Annotated in this window: 10 protein-coding genes; 4 read left to right on the forward strand and 6 right to left on the reverse strand. The window is 73.6% G+C overall.

Annotated elements, in window-relative coordinates; all coding sequences use genetic code 11:
- Position 1: 1 nt before the first annotated feature.
- Positions 2-1,042 (forward strand): GntG family PLP-dependent aldolase, encoded by a 1,041-nt coding sequence (locus tag ABTY61_RS03160; RefSeq protein ID WP_350503175.1) that lies wholly within the window; start codon positions 2-4, stop codon positions 1,040-1,042.
- Between the two features lie 60 nt (positions 1,043-1,102).
- Here the strand turns inward: ABTY61_RS03160 and ABTY61_RS03165 are convergent, their stop codons facing one another.
- The gene (locus tag ABTY61_RS03165; protein WP_350503176.1) at positions 1,103-1,603 is read right to left on the reverse strand and encodes an FBP domain-containing protein; all 501 of its coding nucleotides are present in this window, start codon (positions 1,601-1,603) and stop codon (positions 1,103-1,105) included.
- 70 nt (positions 1,604-1,673) lie between these two features.
- Here ABTY61_RS03165 and ddaH point away from each other — a divergent pair, with 70 nt between their 5' ends.
- Positions 1,674-2,522: a dimethylargininase gene (gene ddaH, locus ABTY61_RS03170; protein WP_502895200.1), complete on the forward strand. Its 849-nt coding sequence runs from the start codon at positions 1,674-1,676 to the stop codon at positions 2,520-2,522.
- Between the two features lie 106 nt (positions 2,523-2,628).
- On the opposite strand, the gene ABTY61_RS03175 is transcribed toward ddaH, so the two are convergent.
- Genes ABTY61_RS03175 through ABTY61_RS03195 form a run of 5 tightly spaced genes read right to left on the reverse strand, consistent with a single transcriptional unit; the run spans position 2,629 to position 14,309 of the window.
- Positions 2,629-3,324: a formyltransferase family protein gene (locus tag ABTY61_RS03175; protein ID WP_350503177.1), complete on the reverse strand. Its 696-nt coding sequence runs from the start codon at positions 3,322-3,324 to the stop codon at positions 2,629-2,631.
- A gap of 48 nt (positions 3,325-3,372) precedes the next feature.
- On the reverse strand, positions 3,373-4,611 hold the full coding sequence (locus ABTY61_RS03180) for a cytochrome P450 (RefSeq protein WP_350503178.1): 1,239 nt from the start codon (positions 4,609-4,611) through the stop codon (positions 3,373-3,375).
- Positions 4,608-6,392 (reverse strand): beta-ketoacyl synthase N-terminal-like domain-containing protein, encoded by a 1,785-nt coding sequence (locus tag ABTY61_RS03185; RefSeq protein ID WP_350503179.1) that lies wholly within the window; start codon positions 6,390-6,392, stop codon positions 4,608-4,610. The genes ABTY61_RS03180 and ABTY61_RS03185 overlap by 4 nt, the downstream gene beginning before the upstream one ends.
- A gap of 37 nt (positions 6,393-6,429) precedes the next feature.
- Positions 6,430-8,271, reverse strand: a complete 1,842-nt coding sequence (locus ABTY61_RS03190; protein WP_350503180.1) for a non-ribosomal peptide synthetase — start codon at positions 8,269-8,271, stop codon at positions 6,430-6,432.
- Entirely contained in the window at positions 8,268-14,309 is a 6,042-nt protein-coding gene (locus ABTY61_RS03195; RefSeq protein ID WP_350503181.1) for an acyltransferase domain-containing protein, read from the reverse strand. Before ABTY61_RS03195 ends, ABTY61_RS03190 begins: the two co-directional genes overlap by 4 nt.
- An 863-nt stretch (positions 14,310-15,172) precedes the next feature.
- On the opposite strand from ABTY61_RS03195, the gene ABTY61_RS03200 reads away from it, so the two are divergent.
- Entirely contained in the window at positions 15,173-16,519 is a 1,347-nt protein-coding gene (locus ABTY61_RS03200; protein ID WP_350503182.1) for an MFS transporter, read from the forward strand.
- 200 nt (positions 16,520-16,719) lie between these two features.
- Entirely contained in the window at positions 16,720-18,516 is a 1,797-nt protein-coding gene (locus ABTY61_RS03205; protein WP_350503183.1) for an acyl-CoA dehydrogenase, read from the forward strand.
- Positions 18,517-18,523: the final 7 nt, after the last annotated feature.

The raw sequence follows: 18,523 nt of genomic DNA on the forward strand, positions 1-18,523 counted from the left end.
GATGCGCAGTGACACCTTCACACTGCCGACGCCCGAGATGCTCACCGCGATGACCGAGGCGGAGCTCGGCGACGACGTCTACGGCGAGGACCCGACGGTCAACGAACTGGAGCGCCGCACCGCCGAGCTGACCGGCAAGCAGGCCGCCTGCTTCTTCCCCAGCGGCACCATGGCCAACCTCGCCTCGATCATGGCCCACGCCCCGCGCGGCTCCAAGGCCCTGGTCGGCGCCGAGAGCGACATCTGGCTGTACGAGGCGGGCGGCGCCGCGGTCTGCGGCGGGGTCGTCTACGAGCCGCTGCCGAACCGGCCCGACGGCACCATCGCACTGGCCGACCTGGCCGCCGCCTTCCCGACCGACCCGGACGACCCGCAGTTCGCGCTGCCCGCGCTGATCTGCCTGGAGAACACCCACAACCGCTGCGGCGGCGTGGTGCTGCCGCTCGACTACCTGGCCGAGGTGCGCCGCTTCGCGGACGAGCGCGGCGTCGCGGTGCACCTGGACGGCGCCCGCGTGGTCAACGCGGCGATCGCCGCCGGGGTGGCGGTCGCGGAGATCACCGCGCACGTCGACTCGGTGCAGTTCTGCCTCTCCAAGGGCCTCGGCGCACCGGTCGGCTCGATGGTGGCCGGCAGCGCGGAGTTCGTGGAGAAGGTCCGCCGGCTGCGCAAGATGCTCGGCGGCGGGATGCGCCAGGTCGGGCTGCTGGCGGCGGCCGGCCTGGTCGCGCTGGACACCCGGGCCCGGCTGGCCGAGGACCACGCCAACGCCCGGCGGCTGGCCGAGGGGCTGGCGCTGCTCCCCGGTGTGGAGCTGGACGTCGACACCGTCGAGACCAACATCGTGATCTTCGAGGTCACCGACGAGCGGTTCGACTGGCGCAGCTTCGTCGGCTCGGTGGCGCAACACGGCCTGGCGGTGACCGAGTTCGGCCACGGTCGGATCCGCGCGGTGGTCCACCGCGGGGTGAGCGCCGAGGACGTCACCGCCGCCGTCGCCATCGTGGCCCGGGTGCTCAAGGACGGCCCGACGGCGGGCTGAGAGCCCGGCCCGGCCCCGCCTGGCCCCGCGCACCCGCGGGGCCAGGCGCGCCGCCGCCGGTCAGGCCGTCCGCAGCACCTGGGCCACGAACGCGTCCAGGTTGGCGACCGTGCGTGCGACCTGCTCCTCCAGCGTCAGCGACTCCTCGGGCCGGCTCACCGAGGCCGAGCGGCGCTTGCCGCGCACATACAGCGAACAGCCCAGGTCCGCGCAGATGTAGGTGCCGACGGTGTTCCCCTCGCGCCCGGCGGCGCCGGCCCGCCGGGCGGAGAGCAGGGCCACCCCGCTCCCGCCGTGGATGGTGATGCAGAGCGAGCACACATTGGTCTTGGTCAGGCTGCGCCGGACGTTCGGCGCGCGGAGCGTGACCCCCACCAGCCCCTCGCCGCGGAGGGCGACCAGATAGCCGCGGTCGGGTGCGCCCGGATCCCGCCAGCCTAGGAAGTCCAGGTCGTCCCAAGGGAGTTCGGCCAGGTTGCGGGGAATGCTGAGCCTGCGCGCCTCTCCCTTCGAACAGTTGACGAAGGATTCACGAATTTCGTTCTCGGCAAGTGGACGCATTCATCAGAGCCTAGTTGACTGCCGGGCGGGTGACCCGTCCCCGAAATCCACCAACGCAGAGGAGACCCCTGTGTCCATTGGCGGTACTCAGCCCGAACCGATACGCCCGACGGCCCGAACGGCCGCTCCGCGCCGGCTTCTGATGTGCCGGCCGCAGCATTTCGACGTGACGTACTCCATCAACCCGTGGATGCATCCGGAGAAGCCGGTCGACCGCGAGCTGGCGCTGCTGCAGTGGGAGCGGCTGCGCGAGGTGTACGTCTCGCTCGGCCACACCGTCGAGGTGATCGACCCGGTGCCCGGCCTGCCCGACATGGTGTTCGCCGCCAACGGCGCGACAGTGGTGGACGGCAAGGTCCTCGGGGCCCGGTTCCGGCACGTCGAGCGCACCGCCGAGGGCCCGGCCTACCTCGCCTGGTTCGTCCGGCAGGGCTTCCGGGACGTGCTCTGGCCCGAGTTCATCAACGAGGGCGAGGGCGACTACCTCCCGGTCGGGCGCCGCATCCTGGCCGGTACCGGCTTCCGCACCGACCAGCGCTCGCACTACGAGGCGCAGGAGTTCTTCGGCCTGCCGGTCACCTCGCTGACCCTGGTCAACCCCGACCACTACCACCTGGACACCGCGCTCGGCGTGCTCTCCGACACCGAGGTGATGTACTTCCCGGAGGCCTTCACCCCGGGCAGCCGCTCCGTGCTGGAAGAGCTCTTCCCGGACGCGCTGCGCGCCTGCGCCCAGGACGCCGCGGTGTTCGGCCTCAACGCCTTCTCGGACGGCCGCAACGTGGTGCTGCCGCAGGCCGCGGCGGGCCTGATCGAGCAGCTGCGGGAGCGGGGCTTCAACCCGATCGGCGTGGACACCACCGAACTCCTCAAGGCCGGCGGCGCGGTCAAGTGCTGCACCCTCGAACTGCGGCCCTGACGCCGCGACGTCGACGCTGCCGCCATGACACTCAGCCGGCCGCGGCCCCGCACCCCTCCCCGGAAATCCGGCGAGGGGTGCGGGGCCGCGGTGTTCCCGGGCGGGCTCAGTGCTCGTGCAGCGCCCACTTGCTGCTGTCCACCCGCGCCGTGCCGGGCAGGGCGATCAGCTCGGGCTTGAACAGCGGCGGCGCGCCCATCGCGGGCTCCCAGGTCGCCAGGGACTCGTCCTGGGGGACCTCGATCCGCCGGTCGGCGGCCAGGTCGGCGACCACCTTGAGCAGCAGCCGCACCCCGAGCGGCGCCAGGTGGTCGCGCCACAGGCTCTGCGCGGTCGAGCCCGGGGGCACGAACAGGTGCTCCTGGGCGGCGATCGGGCCGGCGTCGGTGCGCTCGGTCAGGTGGTAGACGCTCCCGCCGGTCACCTTGTCGCCGTCGCGGATCGTCCACCGGATCGCGTCCCGGCCGCGGTGCAGCGGCAGCAGGCTGGGGTGGTAGCCGATGGTGGCGACGGCGGCCCGGGCGCGGGTCTCCCGGCCGAGGAAGGCGTGCGAGTGCGCGGCGAGGATGACGTCCACCCCGTCGGGGACGTGCCGCGCGCGCAGCTCGGCCGAGTCCGTCCAGGGGATGTCCCTGGGGAACGCCCAGGACCGCACGCGGTCCCAGCACATCGCGTCGGCCTCGTCGGACCGCCCCTTGCGCAGCCGGGGCGCGGCCGCGCCGACGATCTTGTGTCCGCTGTCCAGCAGGGCCTCCGCGACCTGCACCGCGAACGCCCCTTGTCCCGATAGGTAGATGTTCATCCGTCCTCCTGCGCTCACTGGTCGGGTCTCGGTGTCGGGGTCAGCTCGTCACTCGGCCCCTTCCAGCCCCGCGAGGTCGGGCGTGAAGCGCACCGGCATGGTGGCGAACCCGGTCAGGAAGTTGGAGCGGATCGGCCGCGGCTCCTCGGTCTGCTCGAACCCGGTGGTGAAGTCCCGCAGCGCCTGGAGCAGTTCGGCGATCTCCACCTTGGCCAGGTAGGACCCCACGCAGAAGTGCGGGCCGTAGCCGAAGGCCAGGTGCCGGTTGGGGGTGCGGCCGAGGTCGAAGACCCCGGGCCGGTCGAAGACCCGCTCGTCCCGGTTTCCGGAGGCGTGCCAGAGCGTGACGATCTCGCCGGGCCGCAGCCGTACGCCGTGCAGTTCGGTCTCCCGGACGACGCTGCGCCCGAAGTGCATGGTGGGCGAGGCCCAGCGCAGCACCTCGTCCACGGCGGTGTCGACCGCGACCTCGCGGCGCTTGAGCCGCTGCCACTGGTCGGGCCGGGCCGCCAGGGTGCGGACGCAGTCGATCATCGTCAGCCGGCTGGTCTCGTCGCCGCCGATGATCAGGCTGTAGCAGTTGAGCACCACGTCCTCGTCGGTCAGCGGCACGCCGTCGACGGAGCTGGCGATCAGCATGCTGATCACGTCCCCGCCGGGTGCCTCGCGGCGCTCCTCGACGACGTCCATGAAGTACATCAGGATCTCGTTGCGGGCCATCTCGGAGTCGACCTCGTCGACGTCCTCGTCGTCCGCCGACAGCGCCGTCCTGGTCAGGCTGAGCAGGTAGTCCTGGTCCTGCTCGGGCACGCCCAGCAGGTTGGCGATGGTGGTCATCGGGATCCGGGCGGCGATCTGCTCGGCGAAGTCGCAGCCGCCGGAGCCGACCGCCTCGCGGATCCACTGCCGGGTGTTGGCCCGCACGGTGGCGGCGACCTCGGCCAGCACCCGCGGGGAGAGCACCCGTTGGAGGATCTTGCGCAGCTCGTGGTGGCGGTGCCCGTCGGTGACGGCCAGCATCCGGCCGGCCCCGGCGTCCCCGCCCTCCAGCAGGGTGACCAGGACGTTGCCGCGCTCGGAGGTGAAGTGGGTGTCGTCCCGGTAGGTGGCCAGGATGTCCTCGTGCCGGGAGAGCACCCAGAACCCGCGGCGGCCGTCGACCGGGGGGTTCCAGTGCAGCGGCGCCTCGTCCCGCAGGGTGCGCCACAGTGCGTCGAGGTCGTGGCCGGCGAAGGTGGCCGGGTCGCCCAGGTCCACGGTGGCCGGGGCCGGCGTGCGCACGGTCACCAGTCCGTGCGCCAGAACCGGCGCGGCTGGAACGGATAGGTGGGCAGCGGCACCCGGTGGCTGGCCTCGCCGCGGTGCAGGGCGGCGAAGTCCACCTGCCGGCCGCCCACCCAGGCGGCGGCCAGCTCGGCCAGCGCCCGGGCGTCCCGGCCGGCCGGCACGATGCCGTCGTCGGTGCGGGCGAAGGCGTCGGGGTCGGACGCCGGGGCGGCGGCGGTCGAGGTGGCGGCGCCGCCGGCGGCCTCCTCGGCGAGCGCCGCGATCAGCTCCTCGCGGCTGCGCACCACGGCCGCCCACCGGCGGGGCAGCACCTTGCGGCCGAGGTTGAGGCTGTAGCAGACGTCGTCCAGCCGCAGCCCCGGGTCGGCCGCCAGCCACTCCCGGAGCCGGGCGCGCTGGCGGGCCAGGGCCTCGTCGTCCAGGGCGGACAGGGTGGCCAGCCGCGGCCGGCCCGCCTCCTCGGGTTCGCGCCGGGCCGGGGCCGGTGCCTCCTCCAGCAGCAGGTGGGCGTTGTAGCCGCCGCCGCCGATCGAGGTGATGCCGGCCCGGCGGATGCCGGACTCCGGCTCCCAGTCCGCCCCTTCGAGCTGGGGCACGAAGGGTGTGCCGGGGAAGTCGAGGTCCGGGTTGACCTCGGTCAGGTTGATCGTCGCCGGGAGCTGCTTGTGGTACAGCGACAGCGCGGCCTTGATCGCCCCGAAGCCGCCGGAGACCACGCCGCCGTGGCCCACGTTGCCCTTGACCCCGCCGATCGAGGTGGTCGCGGTCTGCTTCCCGAACGCCATGCTCGCCGCGTGCACCTCGAGCTCGTCGGTCATCGGCAGGCCGAGCCCGTTGGCCTCGTACATGCCCACCGTGTCGGGGGAGACGCCGCCGACCTCCATGGCGCTCGCGATGCAGGCGCTCAGCCGCTCGGGCTGGGCCAGGCCGTAGGCCATCGCGCTGACGCCGTTGTTGTTCACGGCCGAGCCCTTGACCACGGCGTAGATGTGGTCGCGGTCGGCGACGGCGTGGCCCAGCGGCTTCAGCAGCACGGTGACGACGCCGCTGGACAGCGCGGTGCCGGTGCCGTTGGCGTCGAACGGGCGGCAGTGGCCGTCCTTGGACAGGATGCGGTTCTCCTCCCACAGGTGGCCGCGCGGGTGCGGCAGCCGCACCATCGCGCCGCCGGCGATCGCCAGGTCGGTCTGGCCGAGCAGCAGCGACTGACAGGCCAGGTGCACCGAGTAGTGGAAGCCCGCGCAGACCGCGGCGACGGTGACGGCCTCGCCGGTGAGCCCCATGTAGTACAGGGCGTTGGAGGTCATGGTGTCCGGCGACCAGGCCAGGCTGGCCTCGATCGCCTCCGGGCCGACCGACACCCGGTCCGGCGGGGAGCTGTAGAGCGCGGCGGTCTGCGGGTTGTTGGCGCCGTACATCCCGATCTCGGCGTCGAGCCGGTCCGGGTCGTAGCCGCCGTCCTCCAGCGACTCCCAGGCGCTCTCCAGGAACAGCCGGTTCTCCGGGGTCATCGCGGCGGCCATCCGGTCGCTGATGCCGAACACCGAGGGGTCGAACTTGTCGTAGGTGTCCAGCACGCCGCAGGCCCGGACGTAGAACGGGCTGTGGATCAGGGTCTCGTCGACGTGGATGTCGTCCTTGGCCAGGAAGCTGATGGACTCCCGGCCGTGGACGAGGTTGTCCCAGAACTGCTCCTTGGTGCGGGCGCCGGGGGCTCGTAACGACATGCCGATGACGGCCACGTCGCCCGGGTCGTAGTCCTGCTCGGGGCGGTCGGTCATGGGAAGGCTCCTGCCTCGTGTCGGGTGGGGGAGTGGCTCAGCCGTCGGTTGCCGGGCGGTCGCCGGCCGGGCGGGCGCGCAGCGCGGCGCGCCGGGCGCCGGCCCGGCGGCGGGCCGACTGGACCACCTCGGGGGTGGCGCCCTCGTCCTCGTCGAGCCACCGGGCGAGCGAGGCGATGTCGCGGAAGCTGAACAGGTCGGGGACCCGGACCCGCCGGTCGAAGCGCCGGGTCATCAGCCGGGCCAGCCGGATCAGCAGCAGCGAGTCGCCGCCGAGGTCGTAGAAGGCGGCCTGCACGTCGATGCCCGACGGTTCGAGGTCCAGCAGCTGGCCCCAGATCTCGGACAGGGCGATCTCGGTGGGCGTGCCGGGGGCGGTCAGCGGCCCGCCGGCCTCGGCGGCCGGCGGCTCGGGGAGTGCGTTGCGGTCGAGCTTGCCACCCGGCCCCAGCGGCAGGGCGGGCAGCACCACCAGGGTGGCGGGCACCAGGTAGTCGGGCAGTTCGGCGGCGAGCCGGGCGGTGACGGCGCCCTGCAGCGCCGCGTCCAGCCGGGGGCCGTCCGGGGCCGGGCCGTCGCCGGCCGGCACCACGTAGCCGACCAGCCGGTTGCCCCGGACGGCGGCGGCGGCCTCCCGGACCTCGGGGCAGCCGGTCAGCCGGGCCTCGACCTCCTCCAGCTCGATCCGGTAGCCGCGCAGCTTGACCTGGTGGTCGGTGCGGCCGAGGAAGCGCAGTTCGCCGCCCTCGGTGAACTCGACCACGTCGCCGGTGCGGTACATCCGCCCGCCCGGGTGGAACGGGTCGGCGAGGAAGCGCTCGGCGGTGGCCTCCGGACGGTTGAGGTAGCCGTGCGCGACACCGGCGCCGCCGAGGTACAGCTCCCCGGGGGTGCCGGTCGGGACCGGCCGCCGCTGCTCGTCCAGGACGTACACCAGGGCGCCCTCGGTCGGCGGGCCGATCGTCGGCTCCTCGGCCGAGTCCTCGGGGACCAGCCCGAAGGAGCAGAACACGGTGCCCTCGGTGGGGCCGTAGGCGTTGAACACCCGGGTGACGCCGGTCTCCCGGTACGTCCGGTCGACCAGCTTGCGGCGCAGTGCCTCGCCGCCGAACACCACGGTGCGCAGATTGGGCGGCAGCGCCCCGGCGTCCAGCAGGCCGTTCATCACCGAGGGGACGACGTTGAGGTGGGTGATCCGGTCGGCGTACCGGCTCTCCGGCAGGTGCACGGCGCTCTCGACCAGCACGACCGCGCCGCCGCGGCACAGCGCGTTGAAGATCTCCATCACGGACATGTCGAAGCAGACCGAGGCGGCCGCCGCGACCCCGCTCAGGTCGCAGCCCTCCAGGACGCGGTCCATCGCGGCGAGCATCGCCACGCAGCCGCTGTGCCGCACCGCGACGCCCTTGGGCCGGCCGGTGGAGCCGGAGGTGTAGATGACGTACGCGGTGTCCTCGGGCACGACCGGGACGGGCTCGGCGCCCGGCTCGGTGCTCACCGCGTCGCCGTCCAGCACCAGGACGGTCGGGCCGGGCGGGCAACCGGCCCGGGAGGCGGGGGTGGTGAGCAGCAGCCGGGTGCCGCTGTCCTCGACCATGAAGGTCAGCCGGTCGGCCGGGTAGTTCGGGTCCAGCGGCAGGTAGCAGGCGCCGCTGCGCAGGGCGGCCAGGATGCCGACCAGCAGGTCCGGGGTGCGTTCGACGCAGATCCCGACCGGGACGCCCGGGCCGGCCCCGGCGGCGGTCAGCTCCTCGGCCAGCTCCCGGGAGCGACGGTCGAGTTCGCCGTAGCTGAGGAGGCCGGACTCGGAGTGGACGGCGGTCGCGTCCGGGCTCTTGGCGGCCAGTTCGACGAACGCGGAGTGCAGGGTCTCGGTCACCGGTCGGTCCCCTCGGGCAGGCCGGCCGGTGCGACGGCGCCGAGGGCGAGGTCGGGCCGGGCGATCGAGTCGAAGAGCACGGTGCGGTACAGCGCGAGCAGTGCGGTCACGGTGTGCCTTTCCAGGTAGCTCGGTTTGAACTGGACGTGGCCGGCCACTTCGCCGTCGATGTCCGCCATCGAGATCTCCAGGTCGAACTTGGCGAGGTGCCGGCGCACCTGGAGCGGTTCGAGCGGCAGGGCCCCGTCCGGGGTGAGGGTGTCGCCGACGCCGTGGAAGAGCTTGACGGAGCGGGGGAAGGCGTCCGAGGACAGCCAGTTCACCACCACGTCGGACCACGGGGAGCGGCCCTCGACCCGCGGCGGCTTGAGCTGGGAGGCCAGCCGGTCGAGGGGGTAGTTCATGTGCTCCAGGAGGCCGAGCGAGAAGTCGTGGACCTCGCGGAGCAGGTCGCGGAAGCTGCGGTCGGCGGCCGGGTTCGCCCGGACCAGCACGGTGTTGAGGTAGTAGCCGATGGCGGACTCCCAGCCCGCCTCGGCCCGTTGGGCGATCGCGGTGGCCAGCACGGCGTCCTCGGTGCCGACCGCGCGGTTGAGGGTGGCGAAGAACCCGGCGAGCACCACGGTGCTGATCGACACGCCCTCGCGCACCGCGAACTCCCGCAGCAGGCGGGTCTCCTCGGCGCTCCAGCGGAACGCCAGGTCGCGGCCCTCGTAGGTGACGCCCGGCGGCCGCTCCCGGTCGGACAGGTCGAGGTGGGCGGGCGGGTCGGCCAGCTTGGCCGACCACCAGTCCAGGGCCGCGTCCGCGGCCGGCCCGGCCAGCCACTGCCGCTCCCAGGCGACGAACTCGGTGTACGGGGCGACCGGCGCGTCGGCGGCGGGGTCGGCGCCCTGGTAGTAGGCCTGGAGTTCGCGGATCATCACATCGGCGGAGGCCGCGTCCGAGGCGATGTGGTGGACCAGCACCAGCAGGTAGTGGTCGGCCGGCCCGCGGTTCATCAGGACGACCCGCACCAGCGGCCCGTTGTCCAGGTCGAGCGGCCGGTGCCCGTGCCGGGCCAGCTCCTCGCGGGCCTGCTCGTCGTCCAGCCCGCTGCTGTCCACCACCAGGAACTCGTACACCGGCTCGTCCAGGACGACCTGGTACGGCCGCCCGCCCGCCTCCACGAAGAGGGTGCGCAGCGCCGGGTGGCGGGCCACCACGGCCCGGACGGCCCGCTCCAGGGCCTTCTCGTCGACGGCGGTGCGGATCCGGGCGGTGACCATGAAGTTGTAGGGCACGGCGTCCGGCGCGACCATCTGCATGAACCAGAGCGAGGCCTGGCCGTGCGAGGCGGGGGCCAGTTCGAGGCCGAGGCCGTCGGCACGCAGCTGCTCCATGGCGGGGGCGTCGGTGGCGTCCAGGAGTCCGCGGGCGTCCAGTTCGTCCAGCAGTTCCTCGGCGTCCAGTTCGGACAGCTCGTCGAGGAAGTCGTGGAAGTCGAGGAAGGCGTGGTCGGGCCCGGCCTTCGGCGGGGGAGCGGGCGTGGGGGCGGGAGCGGGGGCCGGAGCGGCCGCCGGGGAGCCGGCGGTGAGCTCGACGAAGTGGCCGACCACCTCGGAGATCGGGCGGCCGTCCAGGAACACCACCGGCGACACCCGGTGCCCGAACAGCGCCTGCATCCGGTTGACCAGCCGGATGCCCACCATCGAGTCGAGGCCGAAGTCCCGCAGGCAGGCGTCGGTGTCGAAGCCGCTCACCGGCACGCCCAGCGCGTCGGCGAGTTCGGCGAGGACGACCTCCGCCACCGGCCGGTCAGCGGGCCCGGCCTCGGCCTCGGCCTCGGCCCGGAGGACGGGCGCGGCCGCGGGCGCGGTGGCGACCGCCGGGGCCGCTGAGGCCGTCGGGGCCGCGGCGCGGGCGGGCTGCGGCTCGGTGTCGATCCAGTAGCGCTCCTTCTGCCACTGCACCAGCGGGGTCTCCACCAGCTCGACGTCGTCGCCGAACAGCGGGTCGAAGGTCAGCGGCAGGCCCCGGACGTACAGCGAGGCGGCCGCGCCCAGCAGGCAGCGCAGGTCGCTCTCCTCGCGCCGCAGCGAGTTGATCGCGTGCACCCGCGCCCCGCGGGTCAGGGCGATCTCCTCGACCGCGCCGCGCAGCGTCTCGTGCGGGCCGATCTCGATGAAGGTGCCGACGCCCCGGTCGACCAGCGCCCCGATGGTCTCGGCGAAGCGGACCTGGTCGCGCAGGTTGTGCACCCAGTAGTCGACGTCGGTGGCCGGGTTCACGGTGTCGGCCAGCGCGGTGGAGTGGAAGTCGACGGTGGGCGGCAGCGCGGTGATGCCGTCGATGCCCTCGCGCAGCGGCTGGAGCAGCGGATCCATGCCGGGGCTGTGCACCGGCCGTTCGACCCGGATCCGGCGGACCGAGATCCCCTCCCGCCGGAGGTCCGCCTCCAGGGCGTCGACGGCCTCGGGCGAGCCGGAGACCGCCGCGCTGGTGGGGCTGTTGACCACGGCGACGGCCGCGTGGGCGGCGTACGGGGCGAGCCGGGGCAGCAGCTCCGCCTCCGGCAGGTCGACCGAGATCATCGCGCCCGCGGCGGCCTTCCGCTCCAGCAGGTGCGAGCGGGTGACCACGACCCGGGCGGCGTCCTCCAGCGACAGTGCCCCGGCCACGCAGGCGGCCGCGACCTCGCCCAGGCTGTGCCCGACCACGGCGGTCGGCTCGACGCCGAGGCCGAGCCAGACCTTCGCCAGCGACACCTGGAGGGCGAACAGCACAGGCTGCTGGAAGTCCATCTCCTCGTACCGGGCCCGCTCGGCCGGGGCGGCCAGCTGCTCCAGCACCGAGCAGCCGCCGGCCGCCCGCACGGCGGCGTCGCAGGCGGTCATCCAGGTCCGGAACCCGGCGTGGGAGCGCAGCAGTTCACGGCCCATGCCGACCCACTGGGTGCCGCCGCCGGAGAACACCAGGGCCACCCGGCGGTCGACGGTGCCGGAGAAGGTGCCGGTGACCACCTCGGGGTGCGGGCGGCCGGCCGCGACCCGGGCCAGCCCGTCCAGCACGTCCTGCCGGTTGCGGGCGAGCAGCGCGACCCGGTGGTTGTGGTGGGTGCGCCGGGTGGCCAGGGTGTAGGCGAGGTCGCAGACCCGCAGGCCCGGGTCGCGTTCGACGTGGTTGGACAGCTCGCGGCAGGTGTCGGCCAGCGCGCCCGCCGTACGGGCCGTGACGGGCACCAGGTGCAGCGGCCCGTCGGCGGCGGGGTCGGCGGGGGCGGGGGCGACGTGCCGGCCCCGGTCGCCGGCCAGGAACGGGTGGGCCGGGACGGGCAGTCCGGCGGTGTACAGCGCGCCGAGCGAGCCGAGCAGGGTGGCCGCCTCGTCCTCGCCGCGCCGCAGCGAGGGCAGGGTGGCGGCGGGGAGGAGCTCCGACACGGACTTGAGCAGCAGCGGGTGCGGGCTGAGCTCGATCACCGCGTCGACCTCGTGCTCGCGCAGCCCCTTCAGGGCGTCGACCACCCGGATCTCCCGGCGCAGGTTCTCCGCCCAGTACTCCGGCCCGAGTTCGGCGCCGTCGACGGCCGCGCCGGTGACCGTGGAGATCATCGGGATCCGGGCGGTGCGGGGCCGGATGCCCGCCAGCTCGGCCTTCAGCGGGGCGAGCACGTGGTCGACCAGCGGGGAGTGCGGGGCGTGGCCCATCCGCACCCGGTGGTTGGTGACGCCCGCGTCGGTGAGCCGCCGGACCAGGTCGTCGATCTCCTGCGGCGTGCCGGTGACCAGCGTGGAGCGCAGGCCGTTGCGGCCGGACAGGGTGAGCCCGCCGGTCAGGTACGGCTCGACCTCGTCCGCGGCGGTCATCACCACGATGCCCTCGCCGCGCCCGACGGCCAGCTGCTGGAGCAGCCGGCCGTGGTGGGCGGCCAGCCGGGAGGCGTCGTCGAATTCGAGCGCGCCGGCCACGTGGGCGGCGGCGAACTCGCCGACGCTCTGGCCGACCACGACGTCCGGCTCCACCCCCAGTGAGCGCCAGGCCTCGGCCAGCGCGACCTGGAGCGAGAACAGCAGTGGCTGGAAGACGTCCATGTCGTCGAGCCGGCCGTCCGGGGCGAGCAGCTGGTCGACCAGGGAGAAGCCGAGCAGCTCCCGCATCCGCCGGTCGGAGCGCATCATCGAGCGGCGGAACACCGGCAGCCCGGCGAGCAGTTGGCGGCCCATGCCGACCCACTGGGAGCCGTTGCCGGAGAACAGGAAGGCCACCCGCGGGCGGCGCCCGGTCGCCTCCCCGACGCTCAGCCCGGGGGCCGGCTCGCCGTTGCCGAAGGCGTCCAGCTGGGTGCGGAGTTCGGCCATGTCACGGGCCGCTGCCGCGAGCCGGAAGGCGCCCGCGCCGGGCGCGCGGCCGCACGGCTCGCGCAGGTCGGTGGCGTCGCGCAGCGCCCGGGCCCGTTCGGCCAGCGCCTCCCGGGAGTCCGCGGCCAGCAGCAGCAAGGAGCTCTCGGGACGCGGCAGTTCCTCGACGGCGACGTGGCAGATCGCGCCGCCGAAGCCGAAGGAGCTGACGCCGCCCCGGCGGGCGTCGGAGCGCCGCGGCCACGGCGTCAGCCGGTCCTGGACGGTGAGCCGGTACTCGTCGAAGAGGATCTGCGGGTTCGGCGTGCTGTAGTGCAGGCTCGGCGGGAGCACGCCGTTGCGCATCGACATCGCGAGCTTGACCAGGCCGACGATGCCCGCGGCGGCCTCCAGGTGGCCGACGTTGGACTTGACGGAGCCGAGCCGCAGCGGCTCGGTGCGGTCGCCGCCGAGGACCGCGCCGATCGCATTGGCCTCGATCGGGTCGCCGAGCGGCGTCGCGGAGCCGTGGCACTCGATGTAGTCCACCAGGTCCGGTGCGATGCCGGCCCGCCGGTACGCGGTGCGCAGCATCTTCTCCTGGGCCTGCGGGTTGGGCGCCGTCATGCCGTTGCTCAGGCCGTCGTTGTTGGAGGAGCTGCCCTTGATCAGGCAGTACACCGGCAGGTCGCGCTCCAGGGCGACGCTGAGCGGGGCCAGCACGACCACGCCGGCGCCCTCGCCGCGGACGTAGCCGTTCGCCCGGGCGTCGAAGGACTTGCAGCGGCCGTCCGGGGCGAGCGCGCCCATCGCGTCCATGGCGGTGTAGTAGTCGGAGACGAAGCTCAGGTTGACGCCGCCGGCCAGCACCAGGTCGCTCTCGCCGAGTTGGATCGACTGGCAGCCGACGTGCACCGAGACCAGGGAACCGGCGCAGGCGGCGTCGATGGCCATGCTCGGGCCCTGGAGGCCGAGCAGGTAGGAGACCCGGTTGGCGATGATGCCGTCGTGCATGCCGGTCGCGGTGTGCGGGGTGATCTGGGCGTCGGGGCCGCGGTAGTGCGCCAGGGCGGCGTAGTCGCCCCAACAGGAGGCCATGAACACGCCGGTGTCGCTGCCGAGCAGGGTGTGCGGGGCGATGCCCGCGTCCTCCAGCGCCTCCCAGCACAGCTCCAGGACCAGCCGCTGCTGGGGGTCCATCTGGACGGCCTCGCGGGGCGAGATGCCGAAGAACAGCGGGTCGAAGCGGTCGATGCCGTCGATGAACCCGCCCCAGCGGACCGCGTCGTTCATCAGCTCGCGGCGCGCGGCCGGCACCGGCCCGACGGCGTCGCGGCCCTCGACCAGCAGCCGCCAGAACGAGGACGGGTCCGGCCCGCCGGGGAAGCGGCAGCCGATGCCGACGATGGCCACCGGCTCCTGCGCGGACGGGCGGCGCTCCGCGCCCCGGACGGGCTCCGCCTCGCGCGGCCCCTCGACCAGGGCCCGGGCCAGCTCGCCGACGGTCGGGTACTGCCAGATCCAGGTGGCCGGGACGGCCCGGCCGAGGAATTCGGACAGCGCGGCGGCGAGCGCCACCGACTTCGCGGAGTCCAGTCCGTAGCGGTGCAACGGGGCCCGGGGATCCAGGGTGTTCGCGGACACGTCCAACAGTTCGGATACGCGGGAGAGCAGGAAATCCGTGACGGCGGACAAGTCCGGCACCGCTCGTTCTTGGGGCATGGCGACTCCCTGGGCAGGGCGGATGGAATGGGCGGGGGGAATGGGAGGGCGGGGCTGCCCGACGGGCCGGTCGGGGCTCGGTCCGGAGCCCCGACCGCCGGGCCGCGGCAGCCGAATTCAGCCGCGTCCGGACGTGCTGGTCAGGCGTGCGGAACGGATGTGCGGAACAGGCGTGCGCAGCAGATGTGCGGATCAGCGGCTTCGAAGCAGCTCGGGTGAGCGCGGATCAGCGGCCCACTGTGAAGTTCTCGCCGCAGCGCGCGGCGCCCGCCGACCGGCGCGTCGGCACGTCCGCGGTGGGGGTTCCGCGGTGCTGCTGTCTCGGTCCGCCCTGGGCGCGGAGGTCGAATCGGGTGGCGCAACGAGTATGCGAATAATGCGAATCGATGTGCAGCGGATCACCAGGTATTTACCGACCAGCGGGTACGAGAGTGCCACCTGGCGATTGGTGAGACAAGCGCCGTCGGCGGGCCGGTCGGGGCAGTGGCGGGAACCGATCGGCAAAGTGTCCGATTCGACCTGCTCGACCGAACGTCTCCGGTCGAATGAAACAACGGCGGATGAACCGGTGCACAGCAGGCGTACGTTCGCGTGCGATATAGGCAACCTGCCTGGCAGGCAAGGAAGTTGTGCGTGACAGGAAGTGCCCCGTGATCGGGGCGGGGTGGACAGCGGAGGATCGACCCGGGCAAGCTGACCTCCATGCCAGTTGCGAGTCTTGAGACAGCGTCAGTCGGTGCCGACCGCTCCTCGGTCCGGTCCTCGGCCAGACAGCGCTCCGCCGGTGCACCTCTCGGTGCACCGCGGCCCGGCGACCGCACCGGCCGCGACCGCACCGGCCGTGACCGCTTCGGAGGGCCGGCATGACCGACATCGCGGTGCAGCCGCTGGCCCGGCCGGGACTGGCGCTCGGCGTGCTGGCCGGGGCGCTCGCCCTGGACGTCAGCGGCCTCGGGGTGCTCAACGCCGCCCTGCCCTCGGTCGGCAGCCGCTTCGACCTGGCCGACACCACCCTCCAGTGGGTGATGACCGCCTACGCCGTCACCTTCGCCGGCTTCCTGCTGGTCGGCGGCCGCCTGGCCGATGTGCTCGGCCGGCGGCGGGTGTTCGAGGTCGGCGTCGCCGTGTTCACCGTGTCCGCGCTGGTCGGGGCGATGGCGCCGAACATCGGGGTGCTGCTGGGGGCGCGCGCCGTCCAGGGCATCGGCGCCGCGCTGTCGGGGCCCGCCGCGCTGGCCCTGCTGTCGGAGGCGTTCCCGGCCGGTCCGGCCCGCAACCGGGCGTTCAGCGTCTACGCGGCGGTCGGCGCCGCGAGCTTCAGCGGCGGGGTGATGCTGGGCGGCGTGCTGACCCAACTCCTCGGCTGGCGTTCGGTGCTGTGGTTCTCGGTGCTGCTGGGCGTCGCCGTGCTCGCCGTGACCCGCATCGGCCTGCCCGACGGCACCGGGCACAGTGGCCGGCTGGACCTGCCCGGCGCGGTGGCCGGCACCCTCGGTCTCACCCTGCTCGTGGTCGGGGTGAGCAGCTCCGGCGCGACGGCCTGGACCGTACTGGCCGCCGCGGCGCTCTGCCTGGTGCTGTTCGTGGTCCGCGAGCACCGCACGGCCGACCCGGTCCTCCCGCTCGGCCTGTTCCGGCTCGGCTCCGTCCGGGCGGCCAGCCTGGCGGCGTTCCTCCAGTACATGGGCTCGGTCGGGATGCTGTTCTTCGCGCCGCTGTACCTCCAGGGAATGCTGGGCTACTCCCCGTTCGAGTCCGGCCTGGCGCTGGTGCCGATGTCCGCCGCGGTCTTCCTCACCGCCAACTTCGCCACCGGCCGGCTGCTGGCCCGGTACAGCCCGCGCACCCTGATGGCCGTCGGCCTGGTCCTGATCGGCGTCGGCACCGGACTGTGGCTGGCCACCCCGCACGACGGCTCCTACCTGGTGTACGTGCTGCCCGGCCTGGTGCTCAGCGGCATCGGCCAGGGGCTGAACTTCCCCTCGATGACCACCGCCGGGCTGGCCGGCGTCCCGGCGGAACAGCAGGGCGTCGCCGGGGCGGTCAACGTGGTGACCCAGCAGATCGGCGCGAGCGTCGGCGTGGCACTGATGGTCCTGGTCGCCGGGACCAGCACGGACCAGCTCGACGGCTACCACCTCGCCTACATCACCGCCGCCGCCGCGTGCCTGCTCGGCGCTGCCGCCATCGCCGCCGGTCGGCGTACCTGAGGGGAGCCAGGCCCGGGGAGGCGTCGGCAGGCGGTCCGCGGCCGATGCGTCGGTGCGGGGGCTCCGTTCCGTACGGATCTCCGAGGAGGTATGAAGGGGGGGCATCCAGGTCGGGGACGCGTGCCCGCTCGCGCGGGGACGGCCGATCCGACCGGAGCCCGCCCCGCCACACCGTTCCGCACCGTGAAAGGCGCCGCCCCATGACGTCCCTGCTGCTCTCCCGCCGTGACCTCGACTTCCTGCTGTACGAATGGCTGGACGTCACCGCGCTCACCGGGCGGGCGCGGTACGCCGACCACTCGCGGGAGACCTTCGACGCGGCCCTGGACCTCAGTGAGCAGGTCGCCACCCGGCACTTCGCGCCACACAACAAGCGGAACGACGCCGAGGAGCCGCGGTTCGACGGCGAGCGGGTGCACATCATCCCGGAGGTCAAGGAGGCGCTGGGCGTCTTCGCCGGCACCGGGCTGCTCGGCAGCGCCATGGACTACGAGGTCGGCGGCGGGCAGCTGCCCTCGGTGGTGGCCAGCGCCTGCTTCGCATGGTTCCAGGCCGCCAACCCGGGGACGTCCGGGTACCCGTTCCTCACCGCGGGCAACGCCAACCTGCTGCTGGCGCACGGCAGTCGCGACCAGATCGACACCTACGTCCGGCCGATGGTGGAGGGGCGGTTCTTCGGCACCATGTGCCTCTCCGAGCCGCAGGCCGGCTCCTCGCTGGCCGACGTCCGGACCCGGGCGGAGCCGCGCGCGGACGGCACGTACCGGCTGTTCGGCAACAAGATGTGGATCTCCGGCGGCGAGCACGAACTGTCCGAGAACATCGTCCACCTGGTGCTGGCCAGGATCCCCGGCGCACCGGCCGGAGTGAAGGGCCTGTCCCTGTTCATCGTGCCCAAGGTGCTGGTCGGCGCCGACGGCTCGCTCGGCGAGCGCAACGACGTCGTGCTGGCCGGGCTCAACCACAAGATGGGCTTCCGGGGGACGACCAACACCCTGCTCAACTTCGGCGAGGGCGTGCACCGGCCGGGCGGCGAGCCCGGCGCAGTCGGGCACCTGGTCGGTGAGCCGCACCGCGGGCTCGCGTACATGTTCCACATGATGAACGAGGCCCGGATCGGCGTCGGACTCGGCGCCGCCGCGCTCGGCTGCACGGGCTACCTGCACGCCCTGGACTACGCCCGCACCCGCCCCCAGGGCCGCCCGGCCGGGGCCAAGGACCCGGCCTCCCCGCAGGTGCCGATCATCGCCCACGCCGATGTGCGCCGCATGCTGCTGGCCCAGAAGGCCTATACGGAGGGCGCGTTGGCCCTGGTGCTGTACGCCGGCCGGCTCCTCGACGAGGAGCGCACCGGCGCGACCCCCGACGCCAGGGCCCGCGCCCACCTGCTGCTGGACGTCCTGACGCCCGTGGTCAAGAGCTGGCCCTCCCAGTGGTGCCTGGAGGCCAACAGCCTGGCCATCCAGGTGCACGGCGGCTACGGCTACACCCGCGAGTACGACGTCGAGCAATTCTACCGCGACAACCGGCTCAACCCGATCCACGAGGGCACCCACGGCATCCACGGCCTCGACCTGCTCGGCCGCAAGGTCGTCATGGACGACGGCGCGGGGCTGCGCCTGCTCGTCGAGACGATCTCGGCGACGACCGCCCGCGCCGAGGGCCTCGGCGGCGACGCCGCCGGGTACGCGGCGCAGCTGGACGAGGCCGTCCGGCGCATCGCCGCGGTCACCCGGCGGCTGTGGGCGACCGGTGACCCGGAGACGGCCCTGGCCAACGCGACCGTCTACCTGGAGGCGGTCGGCCACACCGTCGTCGCCTGGCTGTGGCTGGAGCAGTACCTCGCCGCCGCGGGCGGCACCGAGCCGGTCCACGCGGGCAAGCGGCACGCCTGCCGGTTCTTCTTCCGGCACGAACTGCCCAGGACCGAAGCGCAGTTCCGGCTCCTGGAGAGCCTGGACCGGACCGCCGTCGAGATCCCCGACGACGCGTTCTGAGTGCGGA

The organism is Kitasatospora sp. NPDC096128 (assembly GCF_040303105.1).
Lineage (GTDB): Bacteria > Actinomycetota > Actinomycetes > Streptomycetales > Streptomycetaceae > Kitasatospora.

Coding starts and splice junctions, on each gene's coding strand:
- ABTY61_RS03160 (WP_350503175.1), top strand. CDS start 2: ATGCGCAGTGACACCTTCACACTGCCGACGCCCGAGATGCTCACCGCG.
- ABTY61_RS03165 (WP_350503176.1), bottom strand. CDS start 1,603: ATGCGTCCACTTGCCGAGAACGAAATTCGTGAATCCTTCGTCAACTGT.
- ABTY61_RS03175 (WP_350503177.1), bottom strand. CDS start 3,324: ATGAACATCTACCTATCGGGACAAGGGGCGTTCGCGGTGCAGGTCGCG.
- ABTY61_RS03185 (WP_350503179.1), bottom strand. CDS start 6,392: ATGACCGACCGCCCCGAGCAGGACTACGACCCGGGCGACGTGGCCGTC.
- ABTY61_RS03195 (WP_350503181.1), bottom strand. CDS start 14,309: ATGCCCCAAGAACGAGCGGTGCCGGACTTGTCCGCCGTCACGGATTTC.
- ABTY61_RS03200 (WP_350503182.1), top strand. CDS start 15,173: ATGACCGACATCGCGGTGCAGCCGCTGGCCCGGCCGGGACTGGCGCTC.
- ABTY61_RS03205 (WP_350503183.1), top strand. CDS start 16,720: ATGACGTCCCTGCTGCTCTCCCGCCGTGACCTCGACTTCCTGCTGTAC.